Origin of the sequence: Rugamonas sp., assembly GCF_025354735.1 — a bacterium.
Lineage (GTDB): Bacteria > Pseudomonadota > Gammaproteobacteria > Burkholderiales > Burkholderiaceae_D > Rugamonas.
The window spans coordinates 1-17,405 of record NZ_JANXMI010000275.1; the positions used below are offsets into that span (position 1 = coordinate 1).

The following is a 17,405-nucleotide window of genomic DNA, read 5'->3' on the forward strand; positions in this document are numbered from 1 at the left end:
CGTGGATGCCGGCGATGGCCAGCGCGCCGGCGGCGAGCGACAATCCTTGCAACGCCGGCCAGAGGAGGGCGATCCAGCCCAAGCCTATGGCGCCGCCGAATAAGATGGCCTGGTCGAACAGGTCGAGTGAGCTGGAAAATAATGTCCAGGCATAAATGGTGGCACCGGACAACAAGGCCAGGTAGGCGCTGTTGCGCACGAACGGCGAAATACCGCCTGGCGCGGTGAAGGCCGGCGCGAGTGGCCGGGCAATTGTGTTGGACATGAAATCACCTCTTAAGATAGGGTAAACATAGGGTGCGGCGATGGAGGGGCGGCCGCGATTTTCTCGACTTCGGCGGCATGCAGGTCGAACTCGCCCTGCAAGGCCGGCCCGTCCCGGTTGGCGCTGAAGGCCAACAGCAGGCTGCGTTTTTCTGTATCCACGTGGATCCACATGCGGCGCTCGCGTACGAAATACATGGTGATCACGCCCAGCGCCAGCAGCGCCGAACCGAGGTAGACCAGCAGCGCCCCCGGCGCGTGCGTCACTTGCAGGCCGGTCGCGTTGTGCTGTTCAAAGCTGGCGAGCTCGATTAAAAACGACATCTTCGCTTCCAGCGCGTCGTTGTAGGCGTCCAGAACATCGTGTTCAAAATGCGATCCGGGCGCCGTCATGCCGGGCTGCTCCTCGGCCCACACCTTGATCGCCCGTTGCAGCAAATCCAGGTAGAGCGCGCCGATTTTCATCTGCTGTTGCTGGCCGGCCGAGGCCGGGACCATGGCCGCCAGCGTCCGATAGCCGCCCTGGGAAAACGCCGTCAACAATTTGGCCGTGGTCGACTCCAGCGCGGCGGCCACTTGCCGGTCGGCCGCATTGGCCGCCACCGCCCGCGCCGCCCGGATGCGCGCCTGCGGATCGTTGATCGCGCGGGCGATGTGCCGATACAGCGCCAGGCCGCCCTGGCCGTCGGCGGGGAAGTGCACGTAGCGCAGCGCGCTTTGCTGGGGCCCGCGCTTGCCCATCAGCACGTAGGACGCGCCCTCCATCGTCACCGGGTGTTGATAGACGTTCCACTCCTCGGCCTGGCCGGCCTGGTCGCGCAGCCGGAACGCGATGGACGGTCCCAGATTGCGGAAGCGGTCGCCCGGCTTGCTGTGGGAGCCCCAGGTCGCCGCCGCCACCGCCTCGTTGGGGAAGACGTTGAGCGTGCGCAGTTCCGTGAACTCCAGCGTAAAGGGCTGGCCGTTGAGCAGCAGCGCGGCGCCGGCGCCGACCGCGCCGCCGACCGTGGTGTCCGACGTCGGGCTGGCGGCGCTGATGGACGATATTTTCAGCGCCACTTTGCTGCCGCCGTCGGCGAAGCCGGACTGGAACAGCGTCACGCCCTTGTAGGTGTAGGGGTGGTTGACGTGCAGGCTCACCGGCACGGTCCGGTCGCCGTCGATGATGTCGATGTCGCTGGCGAAATCCTTGGGCTGGCCGTTGGGGTGGTGCTCTATCCGAAATTGTTTCAGGCGCACCGAGAACGGCAGCGGTTGCTGAAGATAACCGTCGCCGATTTGCAGCAGCGCCGTGTTCATCGTTTCGCCTTCGGGAATATTCATGCTGGCGCGGTAGGAGCCGCCGTCGGCCGGCAGGCGGCTCAGCGCCGGCACCTGGTCGGCCGCCAGATCGCGCGTTTCCGGGCGCAGCGTGCCGGCCCACAGCCGGTAGCGCAGGATGGGGTTGCCATCGACCAGGCCGCCGATGCAAATCAACACCATCGCGCCGTGGACCAGCAGATAGCCGACGCGCCGCGAACTGCCGCTGCGGGCCGCGATCAGATAGCTTTCCGCTGTCAGCACCAGCTTGAAGCGGAAGCCCTGGGACTTGAGGTAGCCTTCCAGCGGCGGCCGCAGCTCGCCGCCGCGGCCGGTGTCGATCTGCCGGTGCTGCGGCAGATTTTTCAGGCTGGCCAGGCTCTTGTTTTCGCGGAAGGAACGGATGTCGCGGATCATGGACGGCGTGTTTTGCCACAGGCACAGCAGCGTCGACGTCGCCATGAAGGCCAGCAGCACGAAGAACCAGAAGGCGTGGTAGACCTCGGTCAGGCCGCACAGCGCAAAAAACGCGGCCCAGAATTCGCCGTAATGGCTGACGTAGACGACGGCCGGCTGCGACTGTTCCAGCACCGAGCCGATGGTCGAGGCGACCGCCACGACCGTCAAAATGGCGATCGCAAAGCGCATCGAGCGCAGCAGGTTGAGGACGGTCTTCATGGCGCTACTCCAGCCACCGCCACTGGCACCGCCGCCGGCTGTCGCCTGCGCTGCATCAGCCAGTAAATCGAGGGGATGACGATGAGCGAGAACAGCGGCGCCGTCACCATGCCGCCGATCAGCGGCGCGGCGATGCGCTTCATGACGTCGGCGCCGGCGTCGTCCGATAGCATCACCGGCAGCAGGCCGCCGAGGATGACGGCGACCGTCATGGCTTTCGGCCGCAAACGCAGCAGCGCGCCGGACATGATGGCCGCCAGCGTGTCGTCAGGGTGTTCCTGCAGCGCCTGATCCAGATACAGCAACATCACGATGCCGAATTCGGTCGCCACGCCGGCCAGCGCGATGAGGCCGATCACGACCGCCACCGACAACTGGTAGCCCAGCAGATACGTCAGCCACAGGCCGCCGATCACGGAAAATGGCAGGCAGGACAGCACCAGGGCGACCTTGCCGACGTTGCGGAAGTGGGCGTACAGCAGCGCCGACACCAGCAGCAGCGTCATGGCGATGGCGCTCCACAGGCGCAGCTTGCCATCCTTGAAATTCATGTACTGGCCCTGCCAGCTCAGGGTGTAGCCGGGTTCCAGCACCAGATGCTCGTCGAGCAGTTTTTGCGCCGAGGCCAGGTAGGCGCCGGCATCGCTGCCTTCGATGTCGACGTAGACGTAGGAGACCGGGCGCGCGTTTTCGCTCTTGATCTCGGTCGGGCCGTCGGTCACGCCCACCCGGGCCACTTCGCGCAGCGGCACGACCGCGCCGCCGCTGCCCTTGAGGCGGATTTCTTCCAGCCCGGCCAGGCCGTCGCGCAAGCCGCGCGGGAAGCGCAGCGTCACCGGATAGCGTTCGCGGCCGTCGATGACGGTGGTGATGCTTTCGCCGCCGAGCGCGTTCTGCACCGCGCGCTGGATGTCGGCCACTGAAATGCCGTAACGGGCGGCGGCGTCGCGCACCACGTCGATGTCGATGTAGCGGCCCGACTGCACGCGGTCGGCGAACACCGAGCGCGTGCCGGGCAGGTCGCGCAACATGGTTTCGACCTGGTGGGCCTGGGCATCGAGCACCGCCAGGCTGGGACCGCTCAGCTTGATGCCCAGCGCGCTGCGCACGCCGGTCGACAGCATGTCGATCCGGGTCTTGATGGGGAAGCCCCAGGAATTGGTCAGCCCGGCCAGGTGGACTGCGCTGTCCATTTTCTGGATCAGCTCGGCGTTGTTGCGGCTGGCGCCGGCGGGCCAGTCCTTTTTCGGTTTCAGCATGATGGTCGTTTCCAGCATCGACAGCGGCGCCGGGTCGGTCGCGCTGTCGGAGCGGCCGGCCTTGCCGAACACGCGCGCCACTTCCGGCATGGCCGCGATGAGGGCGTCCGTTCTTTGCAGCAGGTCGGCCGCCTCCGCCGCCGAGATCGCCGGCAGCGTGGTGGGCATGTAGAGCACATCGCCCTCGTCGAGTGGCGGCATGAATTCGGTGCCGATGCGCTGCGCCGGTATGACGGCCGTCGCCAGCAGCAGCAGGGCCAGCGCCACCGTGGTTTTGGGCCGGTTCAGGGCGCCGCGCAGCACCGGACTATACAGGCGCTTGAGCGCGCGGTTGATGGGGTTGGCCGACTCGCTGGGCAGCTTGCCGTTGATCGCATAACCCATCAGTACCGGCGTGAGCGTGATGGCCAGCATCGCCGCCGCCGCCATGGCGTAGGTCTTGGTATAGGCCAGCGGGGCGAACAGGCGCGCTTCCTGGCCGGTCAGCGTGAACACGGGGAGGAAGGAGACGGTGATGATAATCAGGGAAAAGAACAGGGCCGGACCGACTTCGGTGGCGCTTTTCTGCACCACCGGCCAGATGTCTTCGCCGGCCCGGCGCTCGGGGCGCGATTCCAGGTGGCGGTGCATATTCTCGATCATGACGATAGCCGCGTCGACCATGGCGCCGACGGCGATCGCAATGCCGCCCAGCGACATGATGTTGGCCGACACGCCCTGCACGCGCATCACCCACAGCGCCGCCAGTATGCCCAGCGGCAGGGTGACGATGGCGACCAGCGCCGAGCGCAGGCGGAACAGGAAAATGCCGCAGATCAGCGCCACGGCGATCGATTCTTCCAGCAGCTTGTCGCGCAGCGTGTGCACGGCGCGTTCGATGAGTCCGGAGCGGTCGTAGGTGGTGACGATGTCCACGCCGGGCGGCAAGCTTTTCTTGAGCTCGGCCAGTCGCAGCTTGACGGCCGCGATGGTGGCCATGGCGTTTTCGCCGTGGCGCATGACGACGATGCCGCCGACGACTTCGCCCTTGCCGTCGAGCTCGGCGAGGCCGCGTCGTTCCTGCGGTCCCGTCGTCACCGTCGCCAGTTGCTTGAGGCGCAGCACGCCGCCGTCGGTGTTGATGGGAATGTCGTCGAAGTCGGCCGGCTTGTTCAGGTAGCCGTTCGAGCGCACCAGGTATTCGGCGCGCGCCATTTCGATGGGCGCGCCGCCGCCGGCCTGGTTGGCGTCTTTCACCGCCTGCGCCAGCTGGTCCATGCCCACGCCGTGGGCGGCCAGCCGCGCCGGATCGGCTTCGATCTGGAACTGGCGGCCCATGCCGCCCAGGGTCGCCACTTCGGCCACGCCGGGCACGCTTTGCAGTTCAAGCTTCAGGTGGAAATCCTGCAGGGCGCGCAGGCGGTCGGGCGCGGTCTTGCCGCTGCGGTCGACCAGCGCATATTCGAACACCCAGCCGACGCCGGAGGCATCGGGGCCGAGCGTGGGCACCACGCCGGCCGGCAGCTTGCCGGCGGCCTGGCTGAGGCTTTCCAGGATGCGCGAACGGGCCCAGTACAGGTCGGTGCCATCCTTGAAGATGATGTAGACGTAGGACTCGCCGAACATCGAAAAGCCGCGCACCGCCTTGGTGCCGGGAACGGCCAGCAGGCTGGCCGCCAGCGGATAGGTGAGCTGGTCCTCGACCAGTTGCGGCGACTGGCCCGGCATGTCGGTCTTGACGATGACCTGGACGTCGGACAGGTCGGGCAGGGCGTCGAGCGATAAATGCGTGAGCGACTCCAGGCCGCCCAGCAGCAGCGCCAGGCAGGCCGCCAGCACGACCAGGCGGTGGCGGATCGACCAGGCGATGATGCGCGCGATCATGGCCGGCCTCCGCCGGCGTTCGATGGCGACGCCGCCATGGCGTGCGCGTGGCCGGCGTGCCCGTCCATCATGGCCGGCATGGCCGCCATAGGCGCCATCGACTTCTGCGCCGCCATGTCGACCCCGGCCTGCGGCGCGGCGCCGCTGGTGCTGTCCAGGCGCGCCTGCAGCGCCAGCATGGAGGCCGCGCTGTCGAGCATGAACTGGCCGTTGATGACGACCCGGTCGCCGGCCTTGATGCCGGACACCACGGCCACCTTGTCGTCGCTTTCCAGGCCCAGCTCGATGCGGGCGCTGCGGAAATGGTTGGCCTGCTCGGCGACGACGACAAAGCTGCCGTGGCCGGTGCGGATCACGGCGTCGCGCGGTATCGTCAGCGCCCGCCGCACGCCGGCGTGGATGTCGACCTCGGCGAAGGCGCCGGGACGGAAGGCGCCGTTCGGATTTTTCAGCGGCAGGCGCAGTTTTCCCGTGCGCGTGAGGGCGTCGATTTGCAGCGTGGCCAGGTCGACGCGCGCGTTTTGCGCCGTGGTCCGGTCCAGGCCCGAATGGAGGGTGAGCGCGTCGCCCTGCTTGATCCATTCGAGCTGGTCGGGCAGCAGCGCGATCTCGGCCCACACCGTGCTGTAGTTGGCGTATGCGAGGATTTGCTGCATGGGGTTCACGTAATTGCCTTCGTGCATGCCGAGCGCCGTGACCACGCCGTCATGGCTGGCGCGCACGGTGACCACGTCGATGACGCGGCGGCTTTTTTCCAGTTGTTCGATGAGGTCGGCGCTCATGTCGGCCGACAGCAGGCGGTCGCGGGTGCGGAATTTTTCCTTGGACAGGCTGCCGACCATGGCCGAATTGGAGCTGACGATGGTCATGTTATCGCCCAGCAAGCCATCCTTGCGGGCCAGCAGGTCGATGTATTCGCGTTGCCGCTGCTGTAATTCGGGTGAAAAAATGTCGTACAGGGGCTGTCCCTTGTGGATGGTCTGGCCGACGCCCTGCACATACACGCGCCGCAGCCAGCCCTCGACGCGGGGGTTGACCGACACCGTGCCGCTTTCATCGGGCGCGATGGTGGCGTAGGCGTGGATGGCGCGGCCGATGTCGGTGACGCCGGCGGTGGCCAGCGCGATGCCCATGCGCTGCTGGGTGGCCAGGTCGACGTGCACCATGTCGCTGTGGCTGACCATTTCGCCGTTGGCCACCTTGACCAGCGCCATATTGCAGATGGGGCAGTAGCCCGGATGGTCTTGCAGAATTTGCGGGTGCATCGAACACGTATATTGCGCCTGCGTGAGGTCCGCCTGCGGCGCCTTAGGCTTGACCGTGACGGCCGCCGCGTGGCCCAGGTATGTGCTGGCGCCGAAGCCCGCCAGCGACGCCGCCACGATCGTTGCGCCTACGGCCGCGATCAATTTTCTACGTTCGATGCCCATGATAGTCTTTATATAAAAGTCGGAAAAATGGCGGATCGGGGACCCGCCATTTTTCATGCGTTAGCGCACGAGGATGTTGTCGCCGCGGCCCATTTTCGGGTCAGCGTCTTTGGTGTACTGCAAGATCGCGATGCCGCCGGTGAGGGCTTGGCGCATCGAGTGCGTCACGAGCGCGTTGGCGCCTTCGACCGGGGAAATGATGTCGAACGCGGCCGCGTCGCCAGGACCGACGACGTAGCTCTGCATGCCGTGCAGGACATTCTTCGGATTGCCGCTAGGGTAGACCGCGTCCCAGATGCCGGCGATGGCGTGGAAGGACGAGAACTCATTGGCACCGGCGTTGATGAAGTAGATGCGCGTGCGTTCGCCCGGCTTGGCCTGCAACATGCGGGTGGCGGCCGGATCGTGGACCGGGTCGTACTTGAAGATGCCGCCGTTGAACATCACATTGGTCCACTTGTTGGCCATCATGTCGGCCACGTTGTCCGGGTTGGCGTACAGCTCGGACTGGATCAACACGTATTCGCGGTCCGGTTTCGGGATCGATTTCTTGTCCTTCGGATCGACGATGATGGCGCCGTACATGCCGCGCGCGATGTGCTGGATCATCGGATCGGCGCCGCAGTGGTAGTAGAACACGCCCGGATAGTCGGCGCGGAAGGTGTAGCCGCCGGTCTCGCCGGGCTTGACCATCTCGAAGTCCTTGACGACGTCGACGCGGGCGGCGTGGAAGTCCATCGAATGCGAGTTCTTGCTGGTCTTGTCGTTGTGCAGGGTGAATTCGACGACGTCGCCTTCTTCCACGTGCACCACCGGACCCGGCACCATGCCCTCGTAGGTCCACGAGCGGTACATGGTGCCCTTGTTGTCGATCGGCAGTTCGACTTCCTTGGCCGTCATTTCGATCTTGACGGTTTTGGCCTGGACGGCGGCCGAGCCGAGCAATGCCATGGCGACTGCGACGCTGATGCTAATTTTTTTCATGTTGTTCCCTGATTCTAGAAATTTTTTGATATTACTTGGGGGTCGTTTTGCTCACGACCCGCAGATAGGTGACCAGCTCTTTTACTTCATCGTCGTTCAGGACTCCTTCCCACTTGGGCATTAAAATGGATTTGCCGACCGCCAGGCCGCCGCCCTTGATGGCCTTGAACAAGGTCTCGTCAGGGGTGTCGCCCATGGCTTTGGTGTCGGTGTGGTCGCGCGGCTTGACGGCCATGGCCGCGCTGTTGATGCCGTTGCCGTCGCGGTTGATGCCGTGGCATTGCACGCAATAAGTGTTGTACAACTTGACCGCGTGGGCCGGTTCCTCGGCCTGGGCCGCGTCGAAAGCGCACAGGGCGATGCCGACGGCGACGGTGGCGTGAAACACGCTTTTGAGGACGGTGCGCATTATTTCTTCTCCGATTTCAGGGTGCTGACGTAGCCGGTCAACTTTTGAATGTCGGCATCGGTCAGACCCAGCGTCGGCATCCACACATGGGCGTCAAACTTTTGCGGATTGTTGATGTAGGCATGGACGAAGTCGGGCTGCAAGCGGTCGCCCGCCGTGTACAGTTCCGGGCCCGAGGTCGGCGCGCCGCCCGCCTTGGCCGTGTGGCAGGAAGTGCAGCCGCGCAGCTTGGAGAACAGCATCGAGGCCATCGAACTCGGCGGCTCGTTCTTGAAGGCGCCGGCCGGCACCAGGCCGTCCACCTTGAGCGCCATCAGCAGGTCGGCCGCCGTGGCCGCGTCGGCCGCCGACAGTTTCGGGTGCGCCGGCAGCTGGGCCGCGTCGATGGTGTCGACCGTGCGGTCGGCGCCACCCTTGACGGCCTTGGCGTACATCACGCCGCCGCCACGGATGGTGGTCGGGTTTTGCAGCCAGCTCACCAGCCAGGGCTTGTTGAACTTGGACCCGGCGTAATACAGGTCCGGCGCCTTGCGTTCCCACAGGCGGTCCAGGGACAGCTTTTCCGGTTTGCTCACCGCGTGGCAAGCCACGCATTGCTGGCTCAGCAGGTCGGCGGCGGACGCCCCGCCGACTCCCCAACCCAGCGCCGTGCCGGCCAGGGCCAGGGCCCCGATCAGTGTTCTTAATCGCATCATTCACTCCTACGTTATTGGACGGCCTGGCCCTTGAAGCCGTCATTGGTGTATATACCCGGGCCTTTTTTGAGCGAATCCTCGTAATAAAAATTCGGCTCAAATTTCTTGTTCTTCCAATCGTAGAAGTCTTCTTTTTTCACTTCGTTGTATTCGAGGACGGTCATGATGCCGCCCATGGGACGGTCGCCGTTCATGGTGTGCGAGTCGACGTGGTCGTGCATCATCCAGAGGCCGGGATTGTCGGCGGTGAAGATGACGTCGTAGCGTTCGCCCGGTCCCACCATCAGGGTGTCGGCCTTGTACGGCGAGGCCAGCGGGAAGCCGTCCTTGAAGGCCACCGTCATGACGTGGCCGTGCAAGTGGATGCTGTGGACCAGGTCGCCGGCCCCGATGAAGCGCATGCGCACCACGTCGCCCTTGTTGACGCGCAGCGGCTGGTTATCCGGGAAGGATTTGCCGTTGATGGTGAAATAGTCGTAGACGTCGCCGGGCACGCCGCCGAAGCCTGGCTTGTCGGCCCATTTGGAATCCCAGTCGGACAGCATCAGGATGAATTCCTTGGTGACGGTCTTTTCGAGCGCGGTCGGCTTCTTCGGACGCACGATGAAGGGGCCCCACATACCGCGCAGCACCACGTGCTCGTTCACGTTCACGTGGCAGTGGTACCACATGGTGCCGGACGGCTCGGCGGTGAATTTGTAGACGAAGCTTTCGCCCGGCTTGATGGCGTCCTGCGTGGTGCCGGCGATGCCGTCCATTTTCCACGTGCCTTTTTGCAGCATGCCGTGCCAGTGGATGGAGTGGGGCAGGGCCGTGACGTTGTTGACGGTCACTTCGATGTCGTCACCCTCGTCGACGTAGAACAGGGGACCGGGCACCTGGCCCGAAAACGCGAAGGTGTGGTACTGCTGCTTTTCCACCAGCGTGATCTTGGTGTCTTCGATATTCATGTCGTACTTGCGGACCGCGGCCCAGGCTTGCGAGGACGTGATGGCGGCGACGGTGGCGAACGTCGCCAGCGCGGCAAACCTGCGCAGGGTGGAAAGGTGCTGCTTCATGGTTACTCCTGTAGTGAGGAAAGGTCTTAACAACTAAATTACATACATGTTTATGCGTGTAAAAAACGGTCGTAACGACCGGGATTGATAAGTGAAATTTATGAGGTAGATAGTATACTTGTTTATGCTTAAAAGCAAGACGTGATGACGACAATAGCGGAATACGCACAGCTATCGTCCCGAAGGCGGCGCCGTGCGAGGGGGCACGGCGCCGTCGGCGGCGCGGACCGCTCAGGACGCCAGCGCATCGGCCTTGACCTCGCGCGGCAGCGCGTCGTAAGCCTCGGCCCATGCCGCGGTGGCGGCGATGAACTGGCCGCCGGGCACCGGCCGGCCGATCAGATAGCCCTGGGCATAATCGCATGCCAGGCGGCGCAGCAATTTCCAGTCGGCCGCGGTTTCGACGCCCTCGGCCACCGACACCAGACGCAGCTCCCGCGCCAGCGAGATGCCCGAGCCCAGCACCAGCACCTGCGCGCTGTCGTGGCAGGCGTTGGTGACGAAGGAGCGGTCCATCTTCAGTTCGGAGAAGGGCAGGCGCAGCAGCTGCTGCATGCTCGAATATCCCGTGCCATAGTCGTCGATCGACAGGCCGTAGCCCTTCATGCGCAGGCGCGCCAGGTTTTCCAGGGTGTGCGGCAAGTCCGATATCGCCGCCGATTCGGTGACTTCGAACACGATGAAATTGGGCTCGATGCGCTCGCTGTCGAGGATGGCGATGAGCCGCTCGGCGTAGCCCAGCTGGGCCAGCGACGCCAGCGACAGATTGATCGACACCGCGATCTTCTGGCCCGCCTTGTGCCACTGGTGCCAGATCTGGGCGGTCTTGGTCACGATGCGTTCGGTCACCTGGTCGATCAGGCCGTGCGCCTCCATCGGCGGGATGAAGGAATCGGGCGGTATCAGGCCGAGCTCGGGATGGATCCAGCGGGCCAGCGCTTCGGCGCTGGTGACGAGACCGGTTTTAAGGTCGGCCTTGGGCTGGAAATAGGGTTCGAACTGGTCCAGCTCCAGCGCCAGGCGCAAGGTGTCGACGGTGGGCTGGATGCTGCGCGCGCGCACCTGGCCGGCGCCGCGTTGCAGGCTGAAGCGATCGATAATCAGTTGCAGCGTGGCCGGCGTGGCCGGTTTTTCGATGGCGCCGAGCAGGGTGATGCCGTAAGCCCTGGCCATGGTTTCGACCGACGAGATCAGCGCGCGGTCCAGGGCGCTGGCGAGGATGATGGAAACCGGACTCTTGGCCTCGGCCAGATGCCGGATCAGCTCCATGCCGTCCATGCCCGGCATGTTCAGGTCGACGATGCAGATGTCGAAAGGAAGCGCCGTCCCCTGGAACGATAGCAGCGCTTCCTTGCCGTTGGACACCTCCGTGATCTGGGTGGCGCCCAGACCGGTCAGGATGCGTTTCAAGGCGCGGCGCTGGAAATCGTGGTCTTCGACCAGGAGGAAATTGAGATGTTGGATGGGCATGTTTTTTCCTGTCCCCGTTTTCTAGGGGGTAACAGGTCCTTGTTCTAGATACGATTTAAATTCGCCGAGCTCGGCTTCCATGGCTTGGACGGCGCCGCCGAGGTGGTGCTTATCCGTCGCGCTGGCGCTGGGCGACATTTTCCGCAGCAGCTGTTCCAGCGCGACGCTGGCGGCGGCCATGCGCGTGGCGCCCACCATCTTGCTGGCGCCGGAGATGCGGTGGGCCAGCAAGCCCACGCCGGCCCATTCATCCTCCTGGCAGGCGTGGCGCAGCGCGATGAAGTCGTCCTGCGTCGTCGCCAGGAAGTCGGCCAGCACTTCGTCGCGCGTGCCTTCGTCGCTGCCGAAGGTGGCGGCCAGCAGCCGCTCGTCGAGCACGGCGCCCTGGTGCGGCATGAATTTCTTGAGCATCGCCGCCAGCGAGGCGATGGTGGTCGGCTTGGTTAAATAATCGTCCATGCCGGCTTCGAGCGCCAGCGCCACGTCGCTGGCGAAGGCGTTGGCCGAGCAGCCGATGATGGGCAGCCGCGTCGACGGACCGGGGGCGCCGGGGCGCCGCGCGCCGGGCCGGCGGCCATCGCCGTTGTCGCCGCCTTCGAGCACCCGGACTGCGCGGGCGAGGGCGTAGCCGTCCATTTCCGGCATCTGGCAATCGGTGATGACGAGGGAAAAATTGCCGGAGGCGAGCATGTCTATCGCCTCGATGCCGTTGGCCGCGCTTTCCGCCACATAGCCCAGACTGTTCAACTGCCGCGCGATGACGGTCCGGTTGGTGGCATGGTCGTCGACCACCAGTATCAATTGCTGGCGGGCCACCGCCTCCTTCAAGGTCGGCAGCGGCGCCGACGGCCGGGCCACGCCGACTTCTTGCGCGGCCAGGTCGACCAGGCAGGGCTCCTGATCCTCAGTAAGGTCGCCGCCGCCGAACACGAGCAGCGACACGGTCAGGCTCAGCGAGGTGCCGACGCCGACGGTACTGCTCATCTCGATGGTGCCGCCCATGCTGTCGGACAAGCCGGCACAGATGGCCAGTCCCAGTCCGGTGCCGCCGAAGCGCCGGGTGGTGTCGTTCTCGGCTTGCACAAAGGGGCGGAACAGACGTTTTTGGCTCTCTTCGGAAATGCCGATCCCGGTATCGGTGACGGTAAAGCGCAGCTTTTGCTTTTCCTCCGATATGTCGAGCACATCGAGCGACAGTTCGACAAAGCCGGCCAGCGTGAACTTGATGGCGTTGCTGACAAAGTTATGCAGGATTTGCCGCAGGCGCAGCGGATCGGTGCAGACCGCCTCCGATACCCGCGGATCGACCCGGGTTCGCAGTTGCAGCCCCTTCTTCAGGGCCAGCGGCGCGTAGGTGGCGACAACCTTGCTGACGACGTGGTCGCGCAGCGAGGTTTTTTCGTGACGCAGCGCCAGGTGGCCGGCCTCGATCTTGGAAAAGTCGAGGATGTCGTCGAGGATTTGCAGCAGCTCCCGCGCCGACGTCTCGGCGATGCTCAAGGTGTCTTTCTGGTCGGCGCTGAGCGAGGACAGGCCCAGCAATTCCAGCGAGCCGAGCACGCCGTTCATGGGGGTGCGGATTTCATGGCTCATGGTGGCCAGGAAAACGCTCTTGGCGCGGTTGGCCTCGTCGGCGCGGTCCTTGGCTTCCTGCATCCTTTTTTCGGCCAGGGCCGCTTCGTTTTGCAGGCGGCGCGATTGCGTCACGTCCCTCAGTATGGCCGTGAATTTCTGCTGCCCGTCTTCCACCATCTGCCCCAACGTGAGATCGATGGCGACGTCGTCGCCGCCCTTGCGCTTGCCGATCACGCTGCGGCTGTGGTTCATCACGCGGGATTGCCCGCTTTTGATGTAGGCGGCGATGTATTGGTCGTGATGGGCGCTGTCGGGCGGCGGCATCAGCAGCGCCACGTTCTGGCCCAGCATCTCCTCGCGCGTGTAGCCGAACAGCGCCGTCGCGCCACGGTTGACATATTCGATGATGCCCAGCGCGTCGATGGTGACGATGGCGTCGGACACGGAATCGATCATGATCGCCAGCCGATGCAGGCGGCGCAAGTCGCAACTGGACATGGGCTGAGCCTGGGCCGGCGTCGACGGATCGGGAGTGTTCATGGGCAGCTCGCTCTATCAAATTTCCTGTGGGAACTCAATAAGTCTACCGTAATTCATTGAAACATGTATTATGGATGATTCTTTGTGGCAATTCATTCCATCATGCATTTCCAGCCACATGACGTCTTTCAAAAAGAAATCGCGACCGTGCGCCACGCGGAAATTTTTGAGGTATGATGCATCACATATACATCTTTAAGCCTGTTCACCAGATCGTCAGAGACCCATGAGACTTACCGCTTTCACCGATTATAGTCTAAGGACGCTGCTTCATTTAGGAATGAATCGCGATCGCCTCGTCACGATCCAGGAGATCGCCGAGACCCATTTGATCTCCAAGAACCACTTGATGAAAGTGGTGCATCAACTGGGTCTGGCCGGTTATGTGGACTCGGTGCGTGGCCGAAATGGCGGCCTGCGCTTGCAGCGGGAGCCTGCCGAGATCAACGTCGGCGCCGTCATCCGGTCGACGGAAACCGATTTTTACATGGCCGAGTGCTTTGATTCGAGCAGCAATAGCTGTCCCTTGTCGGCGAACTGCCACTTGAAGCACACCCTGGCCGCGGCCACGTCCGCCTATCTGGCGGTGCTCGATGCGCAAACGCTGGACATGTTGCTGCCGCCCGGGCCGGACAAGCCGGCCCTGGCGCCGCTGACATTTCATCGGATCGCCGTGCCGGCTTGAACCTTGCGCCCGTGAGGGACTGGCGCCGGCCGCAGGGGCGCCGGCCCCTTGTTTGCGTCAGCGGTGGAAGTCGACCTGGAAACGAACCGGTCCGACCACCGCGACTTCATGTTTGATCTGCGGTTCGACCACGCCGAACCGGGCCGGCGACAGCAGCACTTCTTCCGGCGCGACCGTTTCGTCGGTGATGCGGTACAACAGCTCCCCCTCCAGTATGGTGATGCGGCCCCAGGTGCCCGCCGCCGTCGTGTGGCTGCGCAGCAGGGCGGCCGGCACGGTGGTTTCGGTGAACACTGGCGTGCTTTTGTAGTGGACGGCGCTTTCTGGTATGGATTTCATGACGGGCTCCTAGTTTGCAACAGGTGGGTGTGCACTGATTATGTCACGATTTAGCAAAACATGCATTATAAATGCATGTTATTGCTCAGCGAGGATGGGAGGGTATTTTTCGCTGCGTTTCAGGGGCTGGCGCCGGCATCCCATCCACCGCCCAGCGACCGTATCAGGGACAGCGTGGCGAGCGCCCGTTCGCCGCGCAAGCGCCTGACGGTGCGCTCCGCCGCTGCCAGATGGCGCCGGGCATCGTGCCGGGCCGCGTCGCCGGATGGGCCGTCGAGGTGGCGTGAGCGCGCCAAGCGCTCGGACCGTTGGGCGGCTCGCAAGTCGTCATCGCTTAGCCGTGCTCGGCCGTCCAGCATGCGTATCGCCGCCAGCTTGTTTTCCACCTCCGCCAATGCGAGCAGGACACTGTTGCGGTAGCGCGCGGCGGCGTCGGGATTGATGGAGGGGAAGGGCGATGCTTGCATCGCCGATTGCGCCGCGCTGATGTCCGGGCGGCGTTCCAGCAAGTTCGGTGGCGGCGCGGCGGGTATCGATGCCGTCGGCGGCTCCGGTTCAGACCCCAGCGGCGCGGGGACGAAGCGGAAGCGCCGTGCCGGTTCGCCCAGCAGGATGGCCATCGCCCGCTCTATCCCGGCCCGGCGGCGCAGCGCCGCGACGCTGTCCGACGCCTGCTCCGTTGCGGCGAGAACCGCGCTGTCGGCATCGATAATTTTGAGCTGAAAGTAATACTGCGCGACGTCGGCCTGCAAGGCCAGCAGCAGAGAACGATAATCGCGCAGCACGGCGCCGGCGTCGATGCGGGGCGCGGCGGCGTCGGCGGCCACGCGCCGCAGCAGATCGGCCTCGTAGCTCGCGGCGAAGCTGCCTGGTTGGCGGGGAAGGGCGCCGTCGCCGGATGAGGCCAGGTCTAGTTCGGGCAACTCGGCGCTGATCGCCCTGGATGCCACCACGCGGGCGACGGCGACAGTGAGGTGGGCATTGACGGCGCCGGCCTGTTCCACAAGTGCCGTCAATGCCGGATCGTTGAAAACCAGCCACCAAGCGCCACGCGGCTGTTGTTCGGCCGGGCGGCCGGATGTCTGGAGGAGGCCGTCGCCAGCCGCCGGTACAGGCAAGCTGGCGGCGGAGCATGTCGCCGGCGCCGTGGCGGCTTGAAAGCCGGGGCCGGCACAGGCGCTGAGGATGGCCGCCGCGCCGACGGCCGCCAGCATCACGGATGGCGTGGTTTTCAGGTGCATGGCCGGGTCAAGGTTTAGTGCGCAGCGGCGGCGGCGTCCGAAACCTGGCCCTTGGCTGGCTTGGTCAGCCAGATCAGTGGAATGATCGCGATGAAAATCACGGCCGACATCCAGAACACGTCGTTCAGGCCCAGCATATAAGCCTGGGAATTGAGCGTCACCTCGAAGCGGGCTTGCGCCTGCTGCGCCGTCAGGCCCAGCACCGTTTGCAGCTGGCCGATACTGTCCGTGAAGGCCGGATTGTTGATGCTGGTTTGCTCGGCCAGGCGGGCGTGGTGCAAGATCGTGCGGTTGTTCCACGCCGTGCTGGCGATGGCGGTGCCGGCCGCCCCCATGAAGACGCGGGCAAAGTTGGACAAGCCCGCCGCCGCTGGAATTTTCTCCGGTGGCAAGCCCGACAGGATGATGGCCGTCAGCGGCACGAAGAACAGCGCCGTCGGTATCCCTTGCAGCAGCGTCGGCAGCACCAGCGTCCACAAGTCCACTTCGGTGTTGTAAGTCGAGCGCATGAAGAACACGATGGCGAAGCCGATGAAGGCCAGCGTGGCCAGCACGCGGCTGTCGGACTTGGGCATGATCTTGCCCATCACCGGCGCCAGGATCACGGCGAAGATGCCGAGCGGTGCCGTGGCGATGCCGGCGTCGACCGAACGGTAGCCGAGGAATTGCTGCATCCACTGGGGCAGCAGCACGAGGTTGGAAAAGAACACGGCATAGGCCACGGAAATGGCCACCGTGCCGCCGAGGAAGTTGCGGCCCTTGAACAGGCGCAGGTCGATGATGGGATTCTTTTCCGTCAATTCCCAGATCACGAAGAAGACAAAGCTCAGGGCGGCGAACACGGCCAGGCAGACGATCACCGGCGAGTTGAACCAGTCGAGATCCTTGCCCTTGTCGAGCATGATTTGCAGCGAGGCCACCCAGGCGATCAGCGACAGCAAGCCCACCTTGTCGATGGACAGCTTGCGCGACGGCGTTTCACGTTCCTTGTAGAGCGCCCACGTGACGGCCGCCGCGAACATGGCCACGGGGATGTTGATGTAGAAGATCCACGACCAGGAATAGCGGTCGGTGATCCAGCCGCCGAGGGCCGGCCCGGCGATCGGCCCCACCGTGGCCGTCATCGCCCAGAGCGACAGCGCCAGCCCCGCCTTGGCTTTCGGGTAGGAGCTCAGCAGCAGCGCCTGCGACAGCGGAATCAGCGGTCCGGCGACCGCGCCCTGCAAGATGCGCGCGGCCAGCAGTATCGGTAAATTCGGCGCGATGCCGCACAGCCACGAGGAAAACGCGAACAGCAGGATGGACGTCACGAACAGGCGCACCTGGCCGATGCGCTGGGTCAGCCAGCCGGTCAGCGGAATGGCGATGGCGTTGGCGGCGGCAAACAGGGTGATGACCCACGTCCCTTCGTCGACGGACACGCCCAGATTGCCCGAGATGGTGGGAATGGCCACGTTGGCGATCGAGGAATCGAGCACGTTCATGAAGGTGGCCAGGGCGACGGCGAGCGTGCCCAGGGCGAGCTTGCCGCCCGTCAGGGGCGCAAGTTCCGCCGGCCTGGCGGGTGGCGCCGGGCTGGCGGGCGTGGCGGGATTTTGATGGTCCATGAATGGCTC

At 64.6% G+C, this 17,405-nt stretch carries 13 protein-coding genes and 1 pseudogene; 1 reads left to right on the top strand and 13 read right to left on the bottom strand.

Translation table 11 applies throughout. From position 1 onward, the window contains the following. The 10 genes and pseudogenes from Q0S71_RS22195 to Q0S71_RS22240 all read right to left on the bottom strand — a co-directional run. Positions 1-265: pseudogene (locus Q0S71_RS22195) on the bottom strand (hypothetical protein); the annotation flags it as partial. Between the two features lie 11 nt (positions 266-276). Further along, positions 277-2,241 (bottom strand): cytochrome c biogenesis protein ResB, encoded by a 1,965-nt coding sequence (locus tag Q0S71_RS22200; RefSeq protein ID WP_296000615.1) that lies wholly within the window; start codon positions 2,239-2,241, stop codon positions 277-279. Further along, a complete protein-coding gene (locus Q0S71_RS22205) occupies positions 2,238-5,363 on the bottom strand; it encodes a CusA/CzcA family heavy metal efflux RND transporter (protein ID WP_296000616.1) in 3,126 nt (1,041 codons plus the stop codon). Before Q0S71_RS22205 ends, Q0S71_RS22200 begins: the two co-directional genes overlap by 4 nt. Continuing rightward, entirely contained in the window at positions 5,360-6,793 is a 1,434-nt protein-coding gene (locus Q0S71_RS22210; protein ID WP_296000619.1) for an efflux RND transporter periplasmic adaptor subunit, read from the bottom strand. Before Q0S71_RS22210 ends, Q0S71_RS22205 begins: the two co-directional genes overlap by 4 nt. 60 nt (positions 6,794-6,853) lie before the next feature. Next, positions 6,854-7,777, bottom strand: a complete 924-nt coding sequence (locus Q0S71_RS22215) for a multicopper oxidase domain-containing protein (RefSeq protein WP_296000622.1) — start codon at positions 7,775-7,777, stop codon at positions 6,854-6,856. Positions 7,778-7,808: 31 nt separating this feature from the next. After that, positions 7,809-8,186 carry a cytochrome c gene (locus Q0S71_RS22220; RefSeq protein ID WP_296000625.1) on the bottom strand — a complete coding sequence of 126 codons (378 nt, stop codon included), beginning with the start codon at positions 8,184-8,186 and terminating at the stop codon, positions 7,809-7,811. After that, complete coding sequence (locus Q0S71_RS22225; RefSeq protein ID WP_296000629.1) at positions 8,186-8,878, bottom strand: cytochrome c; 693 nt, start codon at positions 8,876-8,878, stop codon at positions 8,186-8,188. Before Q0S71_RS22225 ends, Q0S71_RS22220 begins: the two co-directional genes overlap by 1 nt. Positions 8,879-8,892: 14 nt before the next feature. Further along, positions 8,893-9,939, bottom strand: a complete 1,047-nt coding sequence (locus Q0S71_RS22230) for a multicopper oxidase domain-containing protein (protein ID WP_296000635.1) — start codon at positions 9,937-9,939, stop codon at positions 8,893-8,895. 231 nt (positions 9,940-10,170) lie between these two features. Further along, positions 10,171-11,409, bottom strand: a complete 1,239-nt coding sequence (locus Q0S71_RS22235) for an EAL domain-containing response regulator (protein ID WP_296000637.1) — start codon at positions 11,407-11,409, stop codon at positions 10,171-10,173. A 21-nt stretch (positions 11,410-11,430) separates the two neighbouring features. Further along, positions 11,431-13,524, bottom strand: coding sequence for an ATP-binding protein (locus Q0S71_RS22240; protein WP_296000640.1), 2,094 nt, complete (start codon positions 13,522-13,524; stop codon positions 11,431-11,433). Between the two features lie 226 nt (positions 13,525-13,750). Here Q0S71_RS22240 and Q0S71_RS22245 point away from each other — a divergent pair, with 226 nt between their 5' ends. After that, entirely contained in the window at positions 13,751-14,209 is a 459-nt protein-coding gene (locus Q0S71_RS22245; protein ID WP_296000643.1) for an Rrf2 family transcriptional regulator, read from the top strand. 57 nt (positions 14,210-14,266) lie between these two features. Here the strand turns inward: Q0S71_RS22245 and Q0S71_RS22250 are convergent, their stop codons facing one another. The 3 genes from Q0S71_RS22250 to Q0S71_RS22260 form a co-directional block, all read right to left on the bottom strand. After that, positions 14,267-14,548: a DUF1971 domain-containing protein gene (locus tag Q0S71_RS22250; RefSeq protein ID WP_296000645.1), complete on the bottom strand. Its 282-nt coding sequence runs from the start codon at positions 14,546-14,548 to the stop codon at positions 14,267-14,269. Positions 14,549-14,667: 119 nt separating this feature from the next. Next, the gene (locus Q0S71_RS22255; RefSeq protein ID WP_296000648.1) at positions 14,668-15,789 is read right to left on the bottom strand and encodes a hypothetical protein; all 1,122 of its coding nucleotides are present in this window, start codon (positions 15,787-15,789) and stop codon (positions 14,668-14,670) included. Positions 15,790-15,803: 14 nt separating this feature from the next. Then, positions 15,804-17,396 carry a DHA2 family efflux MFS transporter permease subunit gene (locus Q0S71_RS22260; RefSeq protein WP_296000650.1) on the bottom strand — a complete coding sequence of 531 codons (1,593 nt, stop codon included), beginning with the start codon at positions 17,394-17,396 and terminating at the stop codon, positions 15,804-15,806. Between the last annotated feature and the right edge of the window lie 9 nt (positions 17,397-17,405).